Source organism: Clostridium boliviensis (assembly GCF_033342255.1).
Taxonomy (GTDB): Bacteria; Bacillota; Clostridia; order Lachnospirales; family Lachnospiraceae; genus Lacrimispora; species Lacrimispora boliviensis.
On sequence record NZ_JAWONS010000240.1, the window covers coordinates 391,617 to 408,522 of the forward strand.

At 43.5% G+C, this 16,906-nt stretch carries 12 protein-coding genes; 2 read left to right on the top strand and 10 right to left on the bottom strand.

What is annotated here, in order from left to right:
• Window positions 1-93: 93 nt before the first annotated feature.
• The 3 genes from RZO55_RS16605 to RZO55_RS16615 all read right to left on the bottom strand — a co-directional run bounded on the left by RZO55_RS16605 (window position 94) and on the right by RZO55_RS16615 (window position 4,208).
• A complete protein-coding gene (locus tag RZO55_RS16605) occupies window positions 94-1,698 on the bottom strand; it encodes a SulP family inorganic anion transporter (RefSeq protein WP_336624316.1) in 1,605 nt (534 codons plus the stop codon).
• 90 nt (window positions 1,699-1,788) lie between these two features.
• Window positions 1,789-2,457, bottom strand: coding sequence for a Crp/Fnr family transcriptional regulator (locus RZO55_RS16610; RefSeq protein WP_318065360.1), 669 nt, complete (start codon window positions 2,455-2,457; stop codon window positions 1,789-1,791).
• Window positions 2,458-2,477: 20 nt separating this feature from the next.
• Window positions 2,478-4,208, bottom strand: a complete 1,731-nt coding sequence (locus RZO55_RS16615) for a restriction endonuclease FokI C-terminal domain-containing protein (protein ID WP_318065361.1) — start codon at window positions 4,206-4,208, stop codon at window positions 2,478-2,480.
• 275 nt (window positions 4,209-4,483) lie between these two features.
• Between RZO55_RS16615 and RZO55_RS16620 the strand changes: the two genes are divergently transcribed.
• On the top strand, window positions 4,484-5,512 hold the full coding sequence (locus tag RZO55_RS16620) for an FIST signal transduction protein (protein ID WP_318065362.1): 1,029 nt from the start codon (window positions 4,484-4,486) through the stop codon (window positions 5,510-5,512).
• A 9-nt stretch (window positions 5,513-5,521) separates the two neighbouring features.
• Window positions 5,522-6,469, top strand: a complete 948-nt coding sequence (locus tag RZO55_RS16625) for a methyl-accepting chemotaxis protein (RefSeq protein ID WP_318065363.1) — start codon at window positions 5,522-5,524, stop codon at window positions 6,467-6,469.
• A 96-nt stretch (window positions 6,470-6,565) separates the two neighbouring features.
• Here RZO55_RS16625 and RZO55_RS16630 read toward each other — a convergent pair whose 3' ends face one another.
• The 7 genes from RZO55_RS16630 to RZO55_RS16660 form a co-directional block, all read right to left on the bottom strand.
• Window positions 6,566-7,729, bottom strand: a complete 1,164-nt coding sequence (locus tag RZO55_RS16630; RefSeq protein WP_318065364.1) for a DUF4317 domain-containing protein — start codon at window positions 7,727-7,729, stop codon at window positions 6,566-6,568.
• Between the two features lie 85 nt (window positions 7,730-7,814).
• Window positions 7,815-8,189 (bottom strand): desulfoferrodoxin family protein, encoded by a 375-nt coding sequence (locus RZO55_RS16635; RefSeq protein ID WP_318065365.1) that lies wholly within the window; start codon window positions 8,187-8,189, stop codon window positions 7,815-7,817.
• A gap of 87 nt (window positions 8,190-8,276) precedes the next feature.
• Window positions 8,277-10,022, bottom strand: a complete 1,746-nt coding sequence (locus RZO55_RS16640; protein ID WP_318065366.1) for an ABC transporter ATP-binding protein — start codon at window positions 10,020-10,022, stop codon at window positions 8,277-8,279.
• A complete protein-coding gene (locus tag RZO55_RS16645; RefSeq protein ID WP_369293219.1) occupies window positions 10,015-11,829 on the bottom strand; it encodes an ABC transporter ATP-binding protein in 1,815 nt (604 codons plus the stop codon). The genes RZO55_RS16640 and RZO55_RS16645 overlap by 8 nt, the downstream gene beginning before the upstream one ends.
• 77 nt (window positions 11,830-11,906) lie before the next feature.
• Window positions 11,907-12,524 (bottom strand): TetR/AcrR family transcriptional regulator, encoded by a 618-nt coding sequence (locus RZO55_RS16650; RefSeq protein WP_318065367.1) that lies wholly within the window; start codon window positions 12,522-12,524, stop codon window positions 11,907-11,909.
• A 110-nt stretch (window positions 12,525-12,634) separates the two neighbouring features.
• Entirely contained in the window at window positions 12,635-14,590 is a 1,956-nt protein-coding gene (locus RZO55_RS16655; protein ID WP_318065368.1) for a methyl-accepting chemotaxis protein, read from the bottom strand.
• A 164-nt stretch (window positions 14,591-14,754) separates the two neighbouring features.
• Entirely contained in the window at window positions 14,755-16,809 is a 2,055-nt protein-coding gene (locus RZO55_RS16660) for a methyl-accepting chemotaxis protein (protein ID WP_318065369.1), read from the bottom strand.
• Window positions 16,810-16,906: the final 97 nt, after the last annotated feature.

Genomic DNA, 16,906 nt, shown 5'->3' on the forward strand with positions numbered 1-16,906 from the left:
TATTTCACAATCAATGGAATTGTACAAAAAAATAAGGGACGGAACACACACTATTATGTGTGTTTGTTCCATCCCTTATTCATTTAAACTATATTACAGGTCGGCCGCAAAAGAAAGCGCTTCATCGATACAGCCCGCCAGGTTCTCTCTTCCTACTGTATCCAGAAAACCAGCACGGTCCATCATGGACATGGGCTGCTCATTTACATGGGATAAAATCAGAGTTACATGCTTTTTCTTTAAATCCTGATGCAGCTTTTCCAGACTTTTTAACGCCGTCGCATCCATAGCAGGAACACCTCTCATACGAAGAATCAGCACGGTCTTTCTCTCATCGATAATCAATTGGGAAAACTTTTGGGCCACGCCGAAAAACATGGGACCACTTACTTCAAATACCGCCACATGCTTTGGCACAGGCTTTAGATCTATAGAATCTTTGCTGTTTTCTCCTTCATCTTCTATGTACTTCCAGCTGCTCACTTCAGTTACATCTGCCATTCGTTTCATAAACAGCAGGGAAGCAAATAAAACTCCAACTGCAATGGCTGTAACAAGATCAAACGCAACGGTAAATACAAAAGTTACAAGAAGCACGGACCAGTCACTTTTGGGAGCCGTTTTGATAATGGAAAGAAAGGATCTCCACTCACTCATGTTATAAGCTACCATAAAGAGAATTGCTGCTATGGCCGGCATGGGAATAAGCGCAGCATAAGGCATTAAAAATACAAGAACCAGCAGAAGCATCAAAGCATGAACCATGCCTGCAACAGGAGTTCTTCCGCCGTTTTTTATATTTGCCGCAGTTCTTGCTATGGCTCCTGTAGCCGGAATCCCCCCAAAAAGTGCGGAACAGATATTTCCGGCCCCCTGGGCAACCAGCTCCATATTGGAATTATGCCTGCTCCCAACCATTCCGTCTGCAACAACACAGGACAGTAAGGATTCCACCGCTGCAAGCACTGCTATGGTAATTGCATCAGGCATCACCTTTTGCACCATACTTATAGTGAACACAGGAAAATGAAATACAGGAAGATCCGATGATATGGTATATAAATCCCCTATGGTATTTACAGGAAGATGTAAAGCTTTCACAATCCCCGCTGTAAAGATGACGGCAACCAGTGACGGTGGTATGGTCTTAAAAAATCTTGGCCATACAATGAGAATAATGATCGCTGCCAATCCTACCGCGAGTGCCATTGGATTAAGCGTTCCCATGCTGTTTGCAACCTCACTTACTTTTTCAAGTGTTTCAATGGGCGCATGTTTAAAGGTAAGTCCCAGAAAATCCTTGATCTGCCCAATAAAAATAGTAACTGCAATACCTGTCGTAAAGCCTGTAGTTATTGTATAAGGAATAAAACGGATCAGGCTTCCCATCTGCAATAATCCCATGATAACCAGAAAGATTCCTGCCAGTACAGTTGCAAGTACCAGTCCTTCAAAACCATTTTTTGCGGCAATTCCTGCCACGATCGATGCAAATGCTGCGGTAGGGCCTGCGATCTGAACCTTGCTTCCTCCCAGAAAAGAGATCACAAAACCGGCTGTAATGGCTGTATAAAGCCCTTGTTCGGGAGTAACACCGCTGGCTAATGCCAGGGCAATGGACAGCGGAAGTGCAATGATGGCAACAATGATTCCGGAGACCAGGTCTTTAAAAAGCTGTTCCTTCGTATAATGCTTCATTGATAAAAAAAATTGAGGTACCATATCTTTCATTTCTTCATCCTTTGTGTATTATAAAATTTTTATAAACTTTTTAATAATACTTGAAATCTATCTCAAACTATGGGCAGCCAGCACTTCCAGCCCATTTTCATCCAGCAGTTCCACTGTTCCCCGTGTAATCTTAACCAGGTTCTCTCCCTGAAACAGGCGAAGCAGGCGGGTTACTACTTCTCTTGCAGTACCTAGATGACGGGCAATCTGCTCATGAGTGATGGAAAGTTCCTTTGTTTCATTGAGTCTGCACTCTTCCAGCAAAAATGCAGCAAGCCTTCCATCCATTTTTTTATTCATCACCTGATCCATCAGCCACATAACATCAGAAAATCTGGAGGCCATCAGTTCATTGGTGAAGTTTGAGATCACAGCCGATTCTTCCATTAAATCACGGTAGACATCGGCAGGAATCTGAAACACTGCCGTATCCTGTTCTGCCTCCACTGTCACATCAAACTGAATATTTTTCACCATACAGGAACCGGAAAACAGACAGATATCCCGTTCAAACAACCGGTACAAAGTAAGTTCCCGACCTTCATCTGAAATGGTAAACACTCTTAACTGACCTTCTGTTACAAGAAGAAAACCGCTGCATTCATCGGATTCCCCATGTACCAGCATCCCTTTTTGAAATCTGATTTTATTTGACTTTGATGACAGTCTCTCTCTCTGTTTCTCTGTCAGCTTATTCCAAAAGGGAAGATAATCTCCCAGTGTCATATTATCATACCTCCCTGTCATTATTGATTCAAAAACAAAATTTCATCGTTGGTATCAAACAATCGGAAGAATTCCTCGTATCCCATTGTTCCTGCTTTTAACTTTTCTGCAATAAGAAGCAGATTAGCAGAATTCACTGCTGCCCCCTTTATGCCGGAACGCATGGAAATATGATTTAATCTGTCCCGGAAACCTCCCGTAAACTCTCCTGACAGAAAGGCGAAATGAAATGCTTTTACCTCTTCGCCAAAAATGTTCCACCAACAATTAGGGTTTATCAGCTCACTGCGCTCCTTATTTTCTTCTATATAGCGGTACATCTCATCAGCCTGTTTTATAGGAAGGGAATATCCCTTTCCATACGCTTTATTGTCAATGATAAGTCCGTTGTCTTCGTAGTAAATGCAGACATCCGGCTTTCTGGTATCCCCAAGCCTTCCCCCATGAAACGAAAGCTCTGCCGTAAGCAGCTGGGCTGTCTGAATCTCGTAATCCCGGTCTGAAGTGCCGTCATAGCCTAAATCTACAAGAATTAAGTATTTATGGTCTATATGGGTTAAATGAGAACGTAAATAATCCTTTAGTATGGAAACTTCTGATTTCACGGGAATAGAAGCCTTAAGTGTATCTGGAAGTGAAAGCCCCGTAATTTCATCGGTAATCCGGTATGTATCTCTGGTCTTTTGGACCTGCAATCCAATGTTTTCCAAACTCTTTAAATCATCAAGAAGAGTTTCCGTCTCTTCCTCCAACCCTTTCTGCCTTAGATATTCCTGAATCTGCAAAGGAGTAAGTGCGGATTTTTCCAGACACTGAATCATATGGGCTCTCCGGTTCCGTAAATATTCCCGGTCTGCCGCCTTTGTCGCCAGCATATCCCACATCACCCGCTTTGGTATCTTCCTGCATCTGGATCCCCCGGTTATATGGTTGCATATAGTCCTTCCCTTTAAAGTCAGCTGATAGGACTGGGGTATCACCTCTGAATCTTTTCTCCCATACAATCCGCTAATCTCTTTGGGTATTTTCTTCACCCAGCCAACACAAATCAGCCAGCTGCATATGGTTCTGACGTATTTATCGCTGGTTCCTTCCGTATCCTGAAGAAGCTTTGTCTTTTCTTCCTTCTCTTTGGCTGCAGCAAGTCCCTCCATAATCATGGACTGGGGTATGGAAGTAAATCCCGCTTCTCCGATAAATCCCAGCCTTGCACCTATCTCAAATTTTGTCATATGTCCTTCTTTTAAGAGAAGGGACAACACTCTGCACACCGGAGGATAGGAAAGAAGAGCCGTTTTTAAAACTTCTGCCTCCTCTATGCTTCCTTCCTCTGCATTGGCATACTGCCTTCCTAAAATGGATAAGGAGCATACATCCGCTGACCGGTCATAATCCAGAAATCCAATGCTGACCGCCCACCTTAAAAAGGAATCTGCCGGCCAGTCCGACTGATACTCTTTTCTCTGTCCGGGAAGTACCGCCTGTATGATGCCGGAACAAGGTGCATTGCTTCTGGTATAGCCTTTTGGTGTACCTTTTCCTTTTAAATGGGTATATGGAATACGGATTTCTTCCTGATTCAGTTCTTTTATGAATTCCTCCCGTTTGTCCTCATCCTGAATGAGCCTTGGAATTTTATCCGTTTTCAGCAGCCGGTTCATTCTGGAATCCGGTACAAATACGGACACCACATTTTTTAAATTCTCCAGGGTATAGGCTTCCTGTACCCAGCCAAATGTTCTCTCAGCCACATTACATTCCTCACTGTAGTTTTCTTACAGTATAGCATAGGGACAGCAGATAGGCAAAATATTTTGATCTGCATATCCCCCTCCTGTGCCTTTTTATATCCAACAACTTTATGTAAAACTATGGTAAAATTTAATCGTTTGTTATATAATATATGGAAATAACATCGTTATTTGTTAAAATATAACGACATTTTTCGACTACTTTAGACATCGGCGTGTGGAATAATTAACTTAAAGAGGAAGCAGTCGTTCCAGTCAACAAGAAGGAGAAACGAATGAAATCAGTTAATTTCAAAGATTGCCGCACTGCTCTTGATGCTGTTAACCATAGCAATTCTGCTTTTGTATTATTTTGTGCACCTGCAGCTGTGCATGAATTATCACAGCAGATCAAGCAATCCACTGTCTTATGTTCAGCAGCAGGGGAATATTGTTCCCAGGGTTATCAAAATGGTATTATTTCAGGATTTGAATATGATCCCCAGATGGCTGAAATTGTACCGATTGATCCGGTTCCTGCCCTGAGCATGAAAGACATGAAACATGCGTACCAGAAAGTAAAGGATAACCCAAATGCAATTTTACTGCTGCTTTGTGATGGGTTATCTAAAGTCGAGGAGAAGATAATCACATCACTCTATTTTATGGATAAGGATTTTAAGGTGATTGGCGGTTCCGCCGGAGATGATTTATCTTTTACCGAAACCCCTGTTTATATTGGAAGAGAAAAGGTACATAGTGTGGGTTTGTTCTTTGATTGTAAAAAGAAAACGTATATAGCGAAAGAGAACATTTACAGACCATCCGGAAAAGAAATGCTGGTAACCGATGCTGACCCCATGAACAGAATTGTCAGATCCTTTAACGGAAGCCCTGCAAGTACGGAATATGCGAAAAATCTTGGAGTATCTGAAAGGGATTTAAATAATCATTTCATGAATCATCCATTAGGTATTGAATACGATTCAGAAATCTATATTGCGTCTCCGCAAAAGATAAACAGTAATCAATCACTGGCTTTTTATAGTCAGATCATGCCGAATTCTTTTGTGAAGATTCTTGAACCATTATCTCCCGAAGAAGCCATAAAGGAAACGTTGAAGGAAATTCCTTTTAAGCCCCAGTTTCTATTAGTAATTAACTGCATACTGAGATCTCTCAAATTCCAGCAGGAAAATCTGTGGCCGGTAATTGATCAGAATCTGACCGGTACGTGCCAGAATACAACCGGATTCATCAGTTATGGCGAACAATTTTATCAGCGCCACGTGAATCAGACCATGATATTGCTGGCGATAGAATAGGAGGCTGTTATGTTTAAATATGGGTACGAAAAGAAAATGACGAAAGCAATTCAAAATGGCTCTGAGGATATTCAGGAATTAATTGGAGATTTGGCAATTGATGCTGATCACAACATGAATGGTCTCTTAAAAGAAGAGGGGAACTTGACTCACGGATTAAATGAGCTTTTGGCAGGGACTGAATTTACACTGAATGAAATTCACAAGGTTGAAATGCAGCTGAAACGTCTTGATGACAGTATTAACACAACAAACGATTCGGTAGAGGCTGTATCCGGCAGCTTAAAGTTATCCGCAGAAGCGATTGAGGATACGCGGAATGCTTACTTTCGTATGTCAGGCAAGATGGATGAGGTTTCAAACGTATTTAAGGATTTCTACAGCCTGTTCGAACTGCTGAAACTTCAATATAAGGAGATCTCCGGATTTACCAATATGATAACCAGTGTTGCACAGCAGACCAGGCTTTTGTCGTTTAACGCATCCATAGAAGCTGCCAGAGCCGGCTCTGCAGGTGTGGGATTTGCCGTTGTGTCAAATGAAATCAAAAAACTCTCCGATGAATCCCAGAAAAATGCTGACGATATTATTGAATCATTAAAAAACATGACGGAAACCTTCGAAAAACTAATTGAGAAATCCAGTGACGGAGGAAAGGTTGTTGAAGAAGCAAAATCTATGGTTGAAGAATCCGAAAAGCTGATTGATGGAATCGTAGATGCTGAGGATCATGTAGGAATTAAGGTAACTCATGTAAAAGAGTCTCAAAGTACAAATTCAGAGGCAGTGAAAAACATTACAGAAAACATGGCAAATGTCGTTCATAAATCGGCTGATGAACGAATGAAGTTAAATGAACTGGTGACAGGCGTCAACCGAAAAACGAAGTTTTATTCCTATATTTTAAATCATCTGGATCAAATAAAAAACATAATCAAAGGCTGTACAGCAAGATAATTGGTCACAGCCTTTTTCTCTCTTCGACCAGACAGATGTATATTTCTTTCAGAAATTATTCTACTGTCTGGTCCAAATCCTGTCAAACAATTAAGGCTATTCATCCGCCTCTTCTTCATGGGAGCGTTCCGCAGCGATCGGTCTTACTGTTATCCCGTTAATCTCCACATGCTCGCTGATCCCGATTACAATACAGGGGCGCCCCTCGATCATACGGTTCTCAACAAGGTAGGTTTTATCCGGAGCGACTTTTATGCTCACATCCGTGGTCTTGATTTCAAAACTTCTTGCGTTTACAATATTAGTAGCAAGGAATCCCGGATTCTTTTCCTGTTCATCCTGGGTAAAACGCTGTTCCAGTTCCTCTAGCTTCTCCTGTGAAGCACCGTTGTTCTCCAAAAGCCTCTTCATCTGGTATTTATCAATCGTAAAGGGAGCCGGTTCATCCTTTGTTTCTTCCAGCATCTCATTGATGGTATCATGAATGTTCTTTACCGTCTCAAAATCACAGCTATCTCCCAGAGTTTCTTCTATAATCGTCTGAAATGTCTCCTTCTGGCTCTTTGCAGTCATTGGAATCACGCAGCCTAAAAATTCATCAATCAGACGCTCCGGCAGCAGTTCCGGATTCTTGGAATAATAAACAAGTCCGTGAATATCTGTATTGCGGTCTGTAAATGCCGGAAATAAAAAGCCTGTATCCGGAGCCTCCACGATCCAGTCTCTGTTCCTGTTCTCGATAACATTGGCCTGGGAATTATAACAGAGACCTGCCTTTGACAACTTCACCGGGCAGATGGTACACTGGATAAATTCATAAACAAAATCGGAGGCATCGTACATCTCAAGGCCATCGGAAGATCTTGCAGGTATATCATAGGCACAATGTATCAGGATTATGTAATAGTTCTCGCCGTAATCATAGCTTGCTATGACCTTGTCGTAAAATTCCTCAATCAGGCTGTCATCCTTTAACTGGCTGTCCCTCAGTTTTAACAAGAAATTCTGAGTTCCTCCCTCTTCCTCTGTATGGAGCGGAAATTCCATATTTACCAGATTTTTTCCAAGCGTACCTGAGAGTGCGCCTTTAAAGATGGTGAAATATTTAAATGCCTCCTCTTCCGGAAGGGAGAGAAAGGCCTCTTTTAACTCTGTCCGTTTATTCTTTTCCGCATCTACATAGCAGCCGCAGATCCGGCTGATGGCGCAATTCGCCGGGGTAAAAAGCTTTTTTAATTCGCTTGCTTCTTTCTTATTCATGGAAGATATTCTCCTGTCTTATACTGTTTCCCTGGATATCACCAAAAAGCCCACACACCAGAGGTCTGTGAGCTTTTTATTTTATTTATTTCTCTGCTTTCCACAATCCATGAAGATTGCAGTACTCATAGGCTGCCAGGACCTCATCGCCTTCGACCATCATAAATTTCGCAACCGGTTTGTCACCCGGATTTAAGATCTTTCTCTGGTTGCCCGTCTTTGTCTCTAATACAATCCAGCCAATGAAATGTTCAGGAAGCATGGGGTGTTCTACTGAGCCAACCGTAACAGTAACGCTCTGGCCATCAATCTCAATAACCGGAACATGTTTTTCAGTCGCCGCATCTGTGGTATTGGCTTTCATCTCCTGCATGTTGTCTCCACAACAGGTAATGGTGCCGCCTTTTTCTTCTACAACCGCTACAATATTTCCGCAATGATTACACTTTAAAAACTTCATGTGAATACCCTCCTTTTTCTTATGACTGCTGTAAAACTGCATGGTAATTATACCATAAATCCCACAATCTTACAACACAATCCTCCACTATCGGATTGACCAGTTCTGGCTCTGATTTTGTAAGTCAGTCATATGACGGTAGATTCCTCCCTTTTGATAAAGAGCCTGCGGGCTCCCCTCTTCCGCCACTTTTCCGTCTTTTAAAACTACGATTTTGTCCGCCTGAGCTACGGTTCTCATCCGGTGTGCGATAATGAGAACAGTCTTGCTTCGGATCAGGTTTGATATTGCGCTCTGAACCAGCGATTCGTTTTCCACATCAAGAGAAGCGGTGGCTTCATCAAGAATAATGACCGGGGCATCCTTTAATAAAGCTCTTGCAATGGAAAGCCTCTGCCTCTCTCCTCCGGAAAGTTTTGACCCGTTCTCACCGATCCTGGTCTGAAAGCCTTCTGGCAGACGGCCGATAAATTCCATACACTGGGCGGCTTCTGCCGCTTCCATCACTTCTTTGTCTGAGGCATCCTTTCTTCCAATGCGGATATTTTCCATGACCGTGTTATTAAAAAGCATGACATCCTGAAATACCACAGAGATGTGCTTTAAAAGATGTTCCGGATCAATCTCATTTACATCTGCTCCTCCAATTGTGACTCTTCCCTTTTCCACATCCCAGAAACGGGCTGCCAGTCTGGCTGCTGTACTTTTTCCTCCGCCTGAGGGACCTACCAGTGCGGTAACCTGGCCCTGTCTGGCACAAAAGGATACATCCTCTAAAACAGTCTCGTTCTGATGGTAGGAAAATCCCACATGATCATATACGATATCGTATTCATTCAGCTCTTTTATCTCCGCTCCGTCCTGTACCGGTTCCTCCTCAATCGCCCTCATCCGCTCAACCTGCAGCAGTGTGGAATAAACTGCTGATAAATTATTTAAGCTGCCTGTGAGCGGACCATAGATACGGGTAGCTGCAACCATGAAAATGAGAAATACCATGAGATCCAGCTTCCTCTCCGTCATGAGAAACGCACCGGAAAGAACCGTTGTTGCCATTCCAAGACGTAATACCATCTGAGATGCCGTCACTAAGCTGCCGTTTAAGGTCTCCATTTTAACAGTGCCTTTCTCTACTGCAATAAGCTTTGAATCTAATTCCTTTAAATAAGACTCTCTCTGATTGTTTGCCTTGATATCCTGAATATTCTCAATACACTCCTGGATACCATCGGAGGCAGCCAGCTTCTTACATTTTTCCCTCCGCTCCAGCCGGTCAATGACTGGTCTGGTACCTGCTGAAATCATAAATGCCGCGGGAATCACCCACAAAAGCGCCAGTGCCATCTTCCAGTCCAGGAAAAACATTCCCAGTCCCACAAATGCGGTTGAAAGAAGCGCACCGATGAGTTCCGGAATAAAATGGGAGAATGCAGTCTCCATCCATGCACAATCTGCCATAATGGTGGTGGTTAAATCTGCTAAATCTCGTTTACCAAAAAAAGAAAGGGGGATTTTTCTTAATTTCTCAGCCAGCCGGATACGTAAATTGGCACTTTCCTGATAGGAGGCCAGAAACGTTTTATTATACTGGATATACTGAAGAACAAAAATAAGGAGGAGAAAGAGCACGCTCATTCCAATAAACCCAGGAAGCCCCATATCCGTTCCTTTTTCTCCTGTGACAGGCATCAGCAGCTTTTCAAGAAAAAGAATGATTAGTCCCATGGGAAAAATAAGTCCCACATTCGCCGCTGCACAGGCAAAAACTGCTTTTGCAAGATCGTTTCCTCCCTGCTCACTGAGTGCAAACCGTCTTTGTAAATACTTACTCATGCTTTTCACCTACTTTCCATGAAACAGAGGTCTGATAATCCCTCCACATAGCTGCATACAGCCCCTGTTTTTGAATCAGTTCCTCATGACTTCCTTCCTCTTCTATCCTCCCCTGATTCATGACTAGAATCCGGTCTGCCCCCCGGACAGTGGAAAGGCGGTGGGCAATCATAAGTACTGTCTTTCCTTTTACCAGGGTTTCAAAGGCTTTCTGAATCTGATATTCATTGTCAGGATCAGCAAATGCCGTTGCTTCATCAAGAAGAACGATGGGGGCATTCTTAAGCACAGCTCTTGCTATGGCAATTCGCTGGCATTCTCCGCCTGATAAGTAAACGCCCCTGGTGCCCACCACAGTCTCATACCCATCGGGGAATTTGTCAATAATGTCCTGACAGCGTGCCGCTTTTACCGCCTGCTCTACTTCCTCTCTCGATGCTTGTGGTCTTGCCGCCCGGATATTATTAAGAATCGTATCTTTAAAAAGATGGCTGTCCTGAAATACAAAGCTGATATTCTCCATCAGTTTTTCCGTATTCATTTCCCTGATATCCACTCCTCCCACACAGATGCTGCCCTCATCTACGTCATAAAAGCGGGGGATGAGACTGGCTGCTGTCGTCTTCCCACCTCCCGATGGACCTACAATTGCCACAGTGGCTCCCTGGGAAATTTGAAATGATACATTCCGTAAGGCAGGATCCTTTCCTTTTTCATAGGAAAAGGTTACATTTTTAAATTCCACAGAAGAATCTTTTGGAACTTTCGGTTGATCCGGCTCTTTTAACGGCGGCTCTTTTACTATGGCCATTACCCGGTTTAAGGCATCCTTCGCTTTTAGTGTATTCTCACTGGTCCACATAATTTTATCCATCATGGTAACGCAGACAGGAGTGAAGAGAACATAAAAGATAATATCCAGAACAACCCTAAGATAAGAGGCTCCATATCCGAAATCCGCAGTCAGAATAAGCCCTGCCGGAATGAGAAAAGCAAATATTCCATTGATGCTTACGGTATAGGCACACATGGGAATCCGCAAAGAAACAGTATAAGCAACTGCCCAGTTTTTATAACGGAGAATAGCCTCATGAAAATTTTTAAAGGAAAAAATACTTTGTTGAAATGTCTTTACAACCGGGATTCCCCTAACATATTCCACAGCCTCATTGTTCATATCCTCTAAGGCGTTCTGGTACTGTGCCATGGCATTTTCCATGTTTCCCATCATTACCCGGGTTAAAACAAAGAGCCCGGCTGCCATAGGCAGAAGGCTGATTAAGCCAAACCTCCAGTCAAAAAACAAAAGGAGCAGCAGCACCGCAGGCGGGGTTACCATGGCCCCCGTTAAATCCGGAAGCTGGTGGGCCAGATAGGTTTCCGTCTGTCCTGCCCCGTCATCGATAATCCGGCGCAGTTTTCCGCTTCCCGCCCGTTTTACGTATCCTACAGGCAGCTTTGTTAAATGATGAAGTGCAACTGTCTTCATATTCCTGGCTGTACGGAATGCGGATAAATGCGTGCACATAAGAGCACCAAAATATATGAGCATACTGCCAAGAGCAGCTGCCACAGCATACCAGCCATAAGTGATCATCTCACCCGCTGCCCTGATATCCGGCCAGGCTGTTACCGCTGCTTTCACCGCTTTCCACATAAATACATACGGAAACAGTCCAACCACTGCACTGATTCCGGACAGCAGACATCCCAGCCACGTTAAATATTTATAATTCCCTGCAAATGTCAGGAGCGTGACCTTCCCGGTATCCTCAAGCTCTGTCATCAGCTTCTTTTTTTCTTCCACCTTTTTTCCTCCTTAGGCATATGTGGAACAGCCATTAGTTAGTTATGGCTAATCCGTAATCAAAATAATATGGAGCATTAAAGCCCCATAATTTTTTTCCAGCCCGCATGCTGGAATGTTCCAAGTACCAGCCCGTAAGACAGGGCCTTCTCTCTGGGAACGTCATGTGCTACAAACTCCCATAGCTGCTGAAAAAACGATCGGGACAAAATATGAATGATAGTGCTGTCAATGTCCATGACCTCATGCCCTAATTCCTTCATCGCCTTAATAAATTCCCAGGTCGAGTTTTCTTCAATTTCAGTCAGCTGGCTTAAGTAGCTGTCACAGTATTCTTTGCTGCTTTTACAGAATATCAGTTTGAATAAATCAAACTGGTCATAAACATAATCCACCATCCATGGAATATTTTCGTCTGAGATCACATCAAGGGCTGCTGCCTGTTTGTCGGGAGGCAGAGCAGCAAAATCCACATGCATCTTTCTATATCCTTCCATCAGCCCGTCTGCAGCGTCTCCGGTCAGTTCCTCAAAAAGTGCCTCCTTGCCTGGAAAATATCCGTATATGGCTCCTGTTGTTACACATGCTTCTCTGGCTATCCGTCTTAAGGACGCACCTTCGTATCCATATTTTAAAAACTCCTGTTTCCCCGCTTCCAGGATAGCGAGGCGTGTATCATTTCCCTGAGTACCCATTTATTCTCCTTTATAACACTGTTATATAACGATGTTATTATCATACAAAAAATGCAGGGCGTCAATACGCCCTGCCGGTCATTTTTTCTCAATAACGTTCTATTTTAATATTAAAGCTGATCCGAGACATCAGAAAGCCGGAATTGTGTAATCAGTTCCTTCAGCATCTGCATCTGGCTTAACAGTTCTTCGCTGGTAGCGGAGCTTTCTTCTGCAGTTGCTGAGTTTGCCTGGGTAACCATGGAAATCTTTAACATACCGTCTTCCAACTGAGCCACACTGTCTGCCTGGCTCTTTAATGACTGGGATACCTTGGAAACAAGAGTATCAATGGTATTGGTCTTCTCCACAATCTTTTTAAATACTTCAGCAGTAGATTCGGTATTGTGTTTCCCCTGGGCGACGGATTCTATGGTGCTGTGGATTAAGTCCGTGGTCTGCTTTGCCGCATCCGCGCTTTTCCCTGCCAGTTCTCTCACTTCATCTGCAACGACAGAAAAACCTTTTCCCGCATCTCCTGCACGTGCTGCCTCGATCGCTGCATTTAATGCCAGAATGTTAGTCTGGAAAGCAATGTCATCAATCATATGTATGATTTCCTGAATCTTCTTGGAGAATGAATCTATGCTTGCCATGGATTCCTGCAGCTTTTTCATCTCCTCATCTCCCTGTCGGGTCTCAAGAATGGCAGATTCCGTCATGCTCTTAATCGTAAGGGAGTACTGGGCATTCTCCTTTATATGACCGGAAACAGTCTCTAGTGACAGACTCAGGCTCTCAGTGGTAGCGGCCTGTTCTGTGGAATTCGCAGCCAGATTCTGTCCTCCTAACGCTACCTGCGCAGAGCTGGCACCTACCTGGTCTGCTGAACAGGCGATATTATTTAATGTTGTATTCAGAGAGAAAAGAATTTTTTCAAGAGCCGTCTTAATGGGAACAAAATCACCCATGTATTCCACGGAACTTGTCACTGTCAGATCATTATTGGCCACAGCGTTGAGCACATGGGAAATATCCAGGATATAAGACCGAAGTTCCCTGATAGTATTGTAAAGTGCCAGAATCAGCCGGGCGCTTTCGTCTTTTCCCCTGGTAAGTTCTACATCATCCTGCAGATCTCCATGGGCCAGCCGCTCAATCCGCTGTGTCGCAGCAATGATCGGCCTGGTTATACGCTGCGCAAATACTCTAATAATTAAAATGGAACCTGCAAGCAATACCAGCCCCGTAAAAACGCACATTAGAAGTGTATTACGCATATTTCCTTCGATCTGCGTCAAAGGAGTAGTCACGGCAACAGACCAGCCCTCCGGGCCGTCAAGAGGAGTGTAGCCTACCAAACGGCGGACTCCTTTATAAAAACTGAACCCTGTTGACGTCTTTCCAGCCATCATCTCCTGAAAGATTCTGGCTGTGGGTTCATATGAAGAATCCTGCTTTGCAAGTTCAATGTAATTTTTAGGATTGATGACATTCTCAGGATCTGGATGAATGACGGTTTTTCCCTCCCGGCTAACCACAAATGCGTATCCGCTTTCTCCAATCTTAATCTTTGTCAGTTCATCACTGAACGCCTGATAAGGAAGCAGACCGTACAGCACTTTCCCTGTGCTGCCAATAGGGGCACCAATATAAAACATTAATTTTTTCTCTTCCTTAAGGAACGGATCTGAGATATAGGTCACCCCGTTTACTGCCTGTTTGAAAAATTCCTGGTCTGCGATCTGATCTCCCTGTTCGTTGCCACCTTTGGAATCGGCGACCGCAATGTAATCAAAACCGGAGGCCTGAGCCTCCTCATCCAAAAGACGCTTCTGTTCTGCTGCCGGAGTCTTTCCGTCTGTAAGAAAGCTCTTTGATGCGGTAATTGTGATCTCGTTCCGGTAAATGTCAAGCACCGAGTCGATTCCCTGCTGATACGATGCAGCCAGGTAAGAAGAGTTTTTCTTAGCTTCTGCCAGAGAACTCTGATAATAAAAAATAGAAGAAATAGCAGTCAAAAACGTCACAGTAAAAATTAATAATAATGAAATAAAAAGTATAAGCTTGCTCTTTAGGTACTTCATAAATGAATGTGCCTCCTCCAGTAATAATATCCGGAACCAGATTCTACGAATTCTGTGCTTTCCGGCGAAAAAAGGGAGATTAATCCCCCTTTTTTTCCATATATCACCAGTATATCCCTTTTTTCCCTAAGTGTCAAAACAGTTTATTGATAATTTTTTTCAATTCAGTCGAGTTTGAATCTTCCTGCCTCATCCCGAAGAGTCTGCGCCTGTGCGGCCAGTTCTTCGCTGGAAGCGGAGCTTTCTTCTGCAGTCGCTGCATTGGACTGTACTACTGCAGATACCTGACTGAGTCCCAGAGACATCTGTTTTGCTGCCTCTGCCTGTGATTGAGAGGCTGTTTCTATCTCTCCGATAACCTGTTCCACAAAACCGGAGTTTACTGCTACCTCAGTTAATGTTTCAGAGGTAACACCAACTAATTTTTCTCCTCTGGAAACAGTATCTGCAGAATGAACAATAATCGCTGCTGTCTGCCCTGCTGCCTGGGCCGATTTCTCAGCCAGACTGCGGACTTCATCGGCAACCACTGCAAATCCCTTTCCGGCTTCTCCTGCCCTTGCGGCCTCCACCGCAGCATTTAAGGCAAGAATATTGGTCTGGAAGGCGATGTCTTCAATCACCTTTGTTATGCTGTTTATTTTATCAGAGGAGCTGCTGATATCTTTCATTGCTGATCTCAGCTGTTCCATAAATTCATTGCTTTTTGAAAGTCCCTTTGATGATTCCTGAACGGACACGGCTGCTTTTTTCACCTGCTCTAAATTTTGATCAGCCTGTTCAGACATTGATTCAATTGCAGCCGTTAATTCTTCAATAGTCGCTGCCTGCTGTGCGGAACCAGAGGCCAGGGTCTGCGCTCCCTGAGATACCTGGTCCGCACCGATACCCACCTCATCAGCACTGGCCTGAATCAGTTTTAAGGTCCTGTTCAAAGACCGGGAAATGGTTAAAAGCGCTTCTTTTACAGGGACAAATTCTCCTTTATAATCCTGCTGAAGCTCTATTTGCATATTTCCTTCTGCCATTACCTCAAGCACCTGGGTGATCTCACGGATATATCCGATATACCGGTTTAACTGTACCACAGTACGGTTTAATGCAAGAGCCATCTGCCCTGTCTCATCGCCGGAACTTACCTCCGCCGAGATATCCAGTCTGCCGTCAGCAATTAAATCAGCTGTCCGGGTCAGCTTTTTGATTGGTGCAACTATCATTCTGGATATCAGAAGAATCATAATTACCACCACCAGCACTGCAGCGGCAAATACCGCGATCATCGATGCTGTGATTGCCCGGTAACCCTTATAAAATTCCTTTACCGGAAGTCCTGCGGCTACTGTCCAGCCAGTATCTCCCACTTTATTTACATATCCTTCAGTTACTGATTGTTCCGAGGTAAACGACAGGAATCCTTCCGAAGAAGAAGCCATTGCTTCTTTCATATTCTGGGACAGATCCAGATCAGCAATTTTTTTGTTTAACATTGCCTTGTCCGGATGATAGATTACCTGTCCTTCTTTTGATGTAAGTATGTAAAATCCGGTCTCACCCAGCTGATAGGAACCAATGGTGTTTACAAGTCCATCCAGTGAAAAGTCAATTCCTACCGCACCAATGATTTCTTTGCCATTTGTTCCATAAACAGGCGATATGATACTTACAATCTGTGCCTTTGTTGCAAAATCTTCAAAAGGCTCAGTCATAATTGTACTCCCTGAATCCACTAAAAGCTGGTACCAGGGACGCTCCGTGACATGATAGGTGCTATCAGAAACAAACCCGTCAGACTGGGCCAGCTGGCTGGAATCTATATCCGCAATCCAGAATGCCACGATTGAATCTTTATCTTTCTCATAGGATTTGACCATGGTCTGTTTGATATCATCAAATCCTGATTCTTCAGAAATAACTGTTCCAGGTTTTAAATCCAGAAAGAATTTCTCAAGTGCAGCGGACTGGGCCAGCTGACCTGCTTTATTTTTATATTGATTAAAGTAGCCTTTCATCTCCTCTGCTGCAACCTGCGATCTCGCAATCAGCTCTTTTTTAGTCATATCTTCCACACTGCTTTTAACCAGAAACAAGATGACCGTTCCTACAATGCAAAAAGACACAATAACAGGAATTCCAACGAATAAAAGTATTTTCGTCAGTAGACTTTTTAAACCAAATTTGTGAAACCTCTTCACGTTTTTCTCTGTAGTATGCTCCGTCATAGTTTTCTCCTTTTTATTCAACATATTGCTGGGCGTGCAGGAATCATATACTGCGAAATGGGGCTGCATGGTGTTGTATTATATTCACGCCAATACC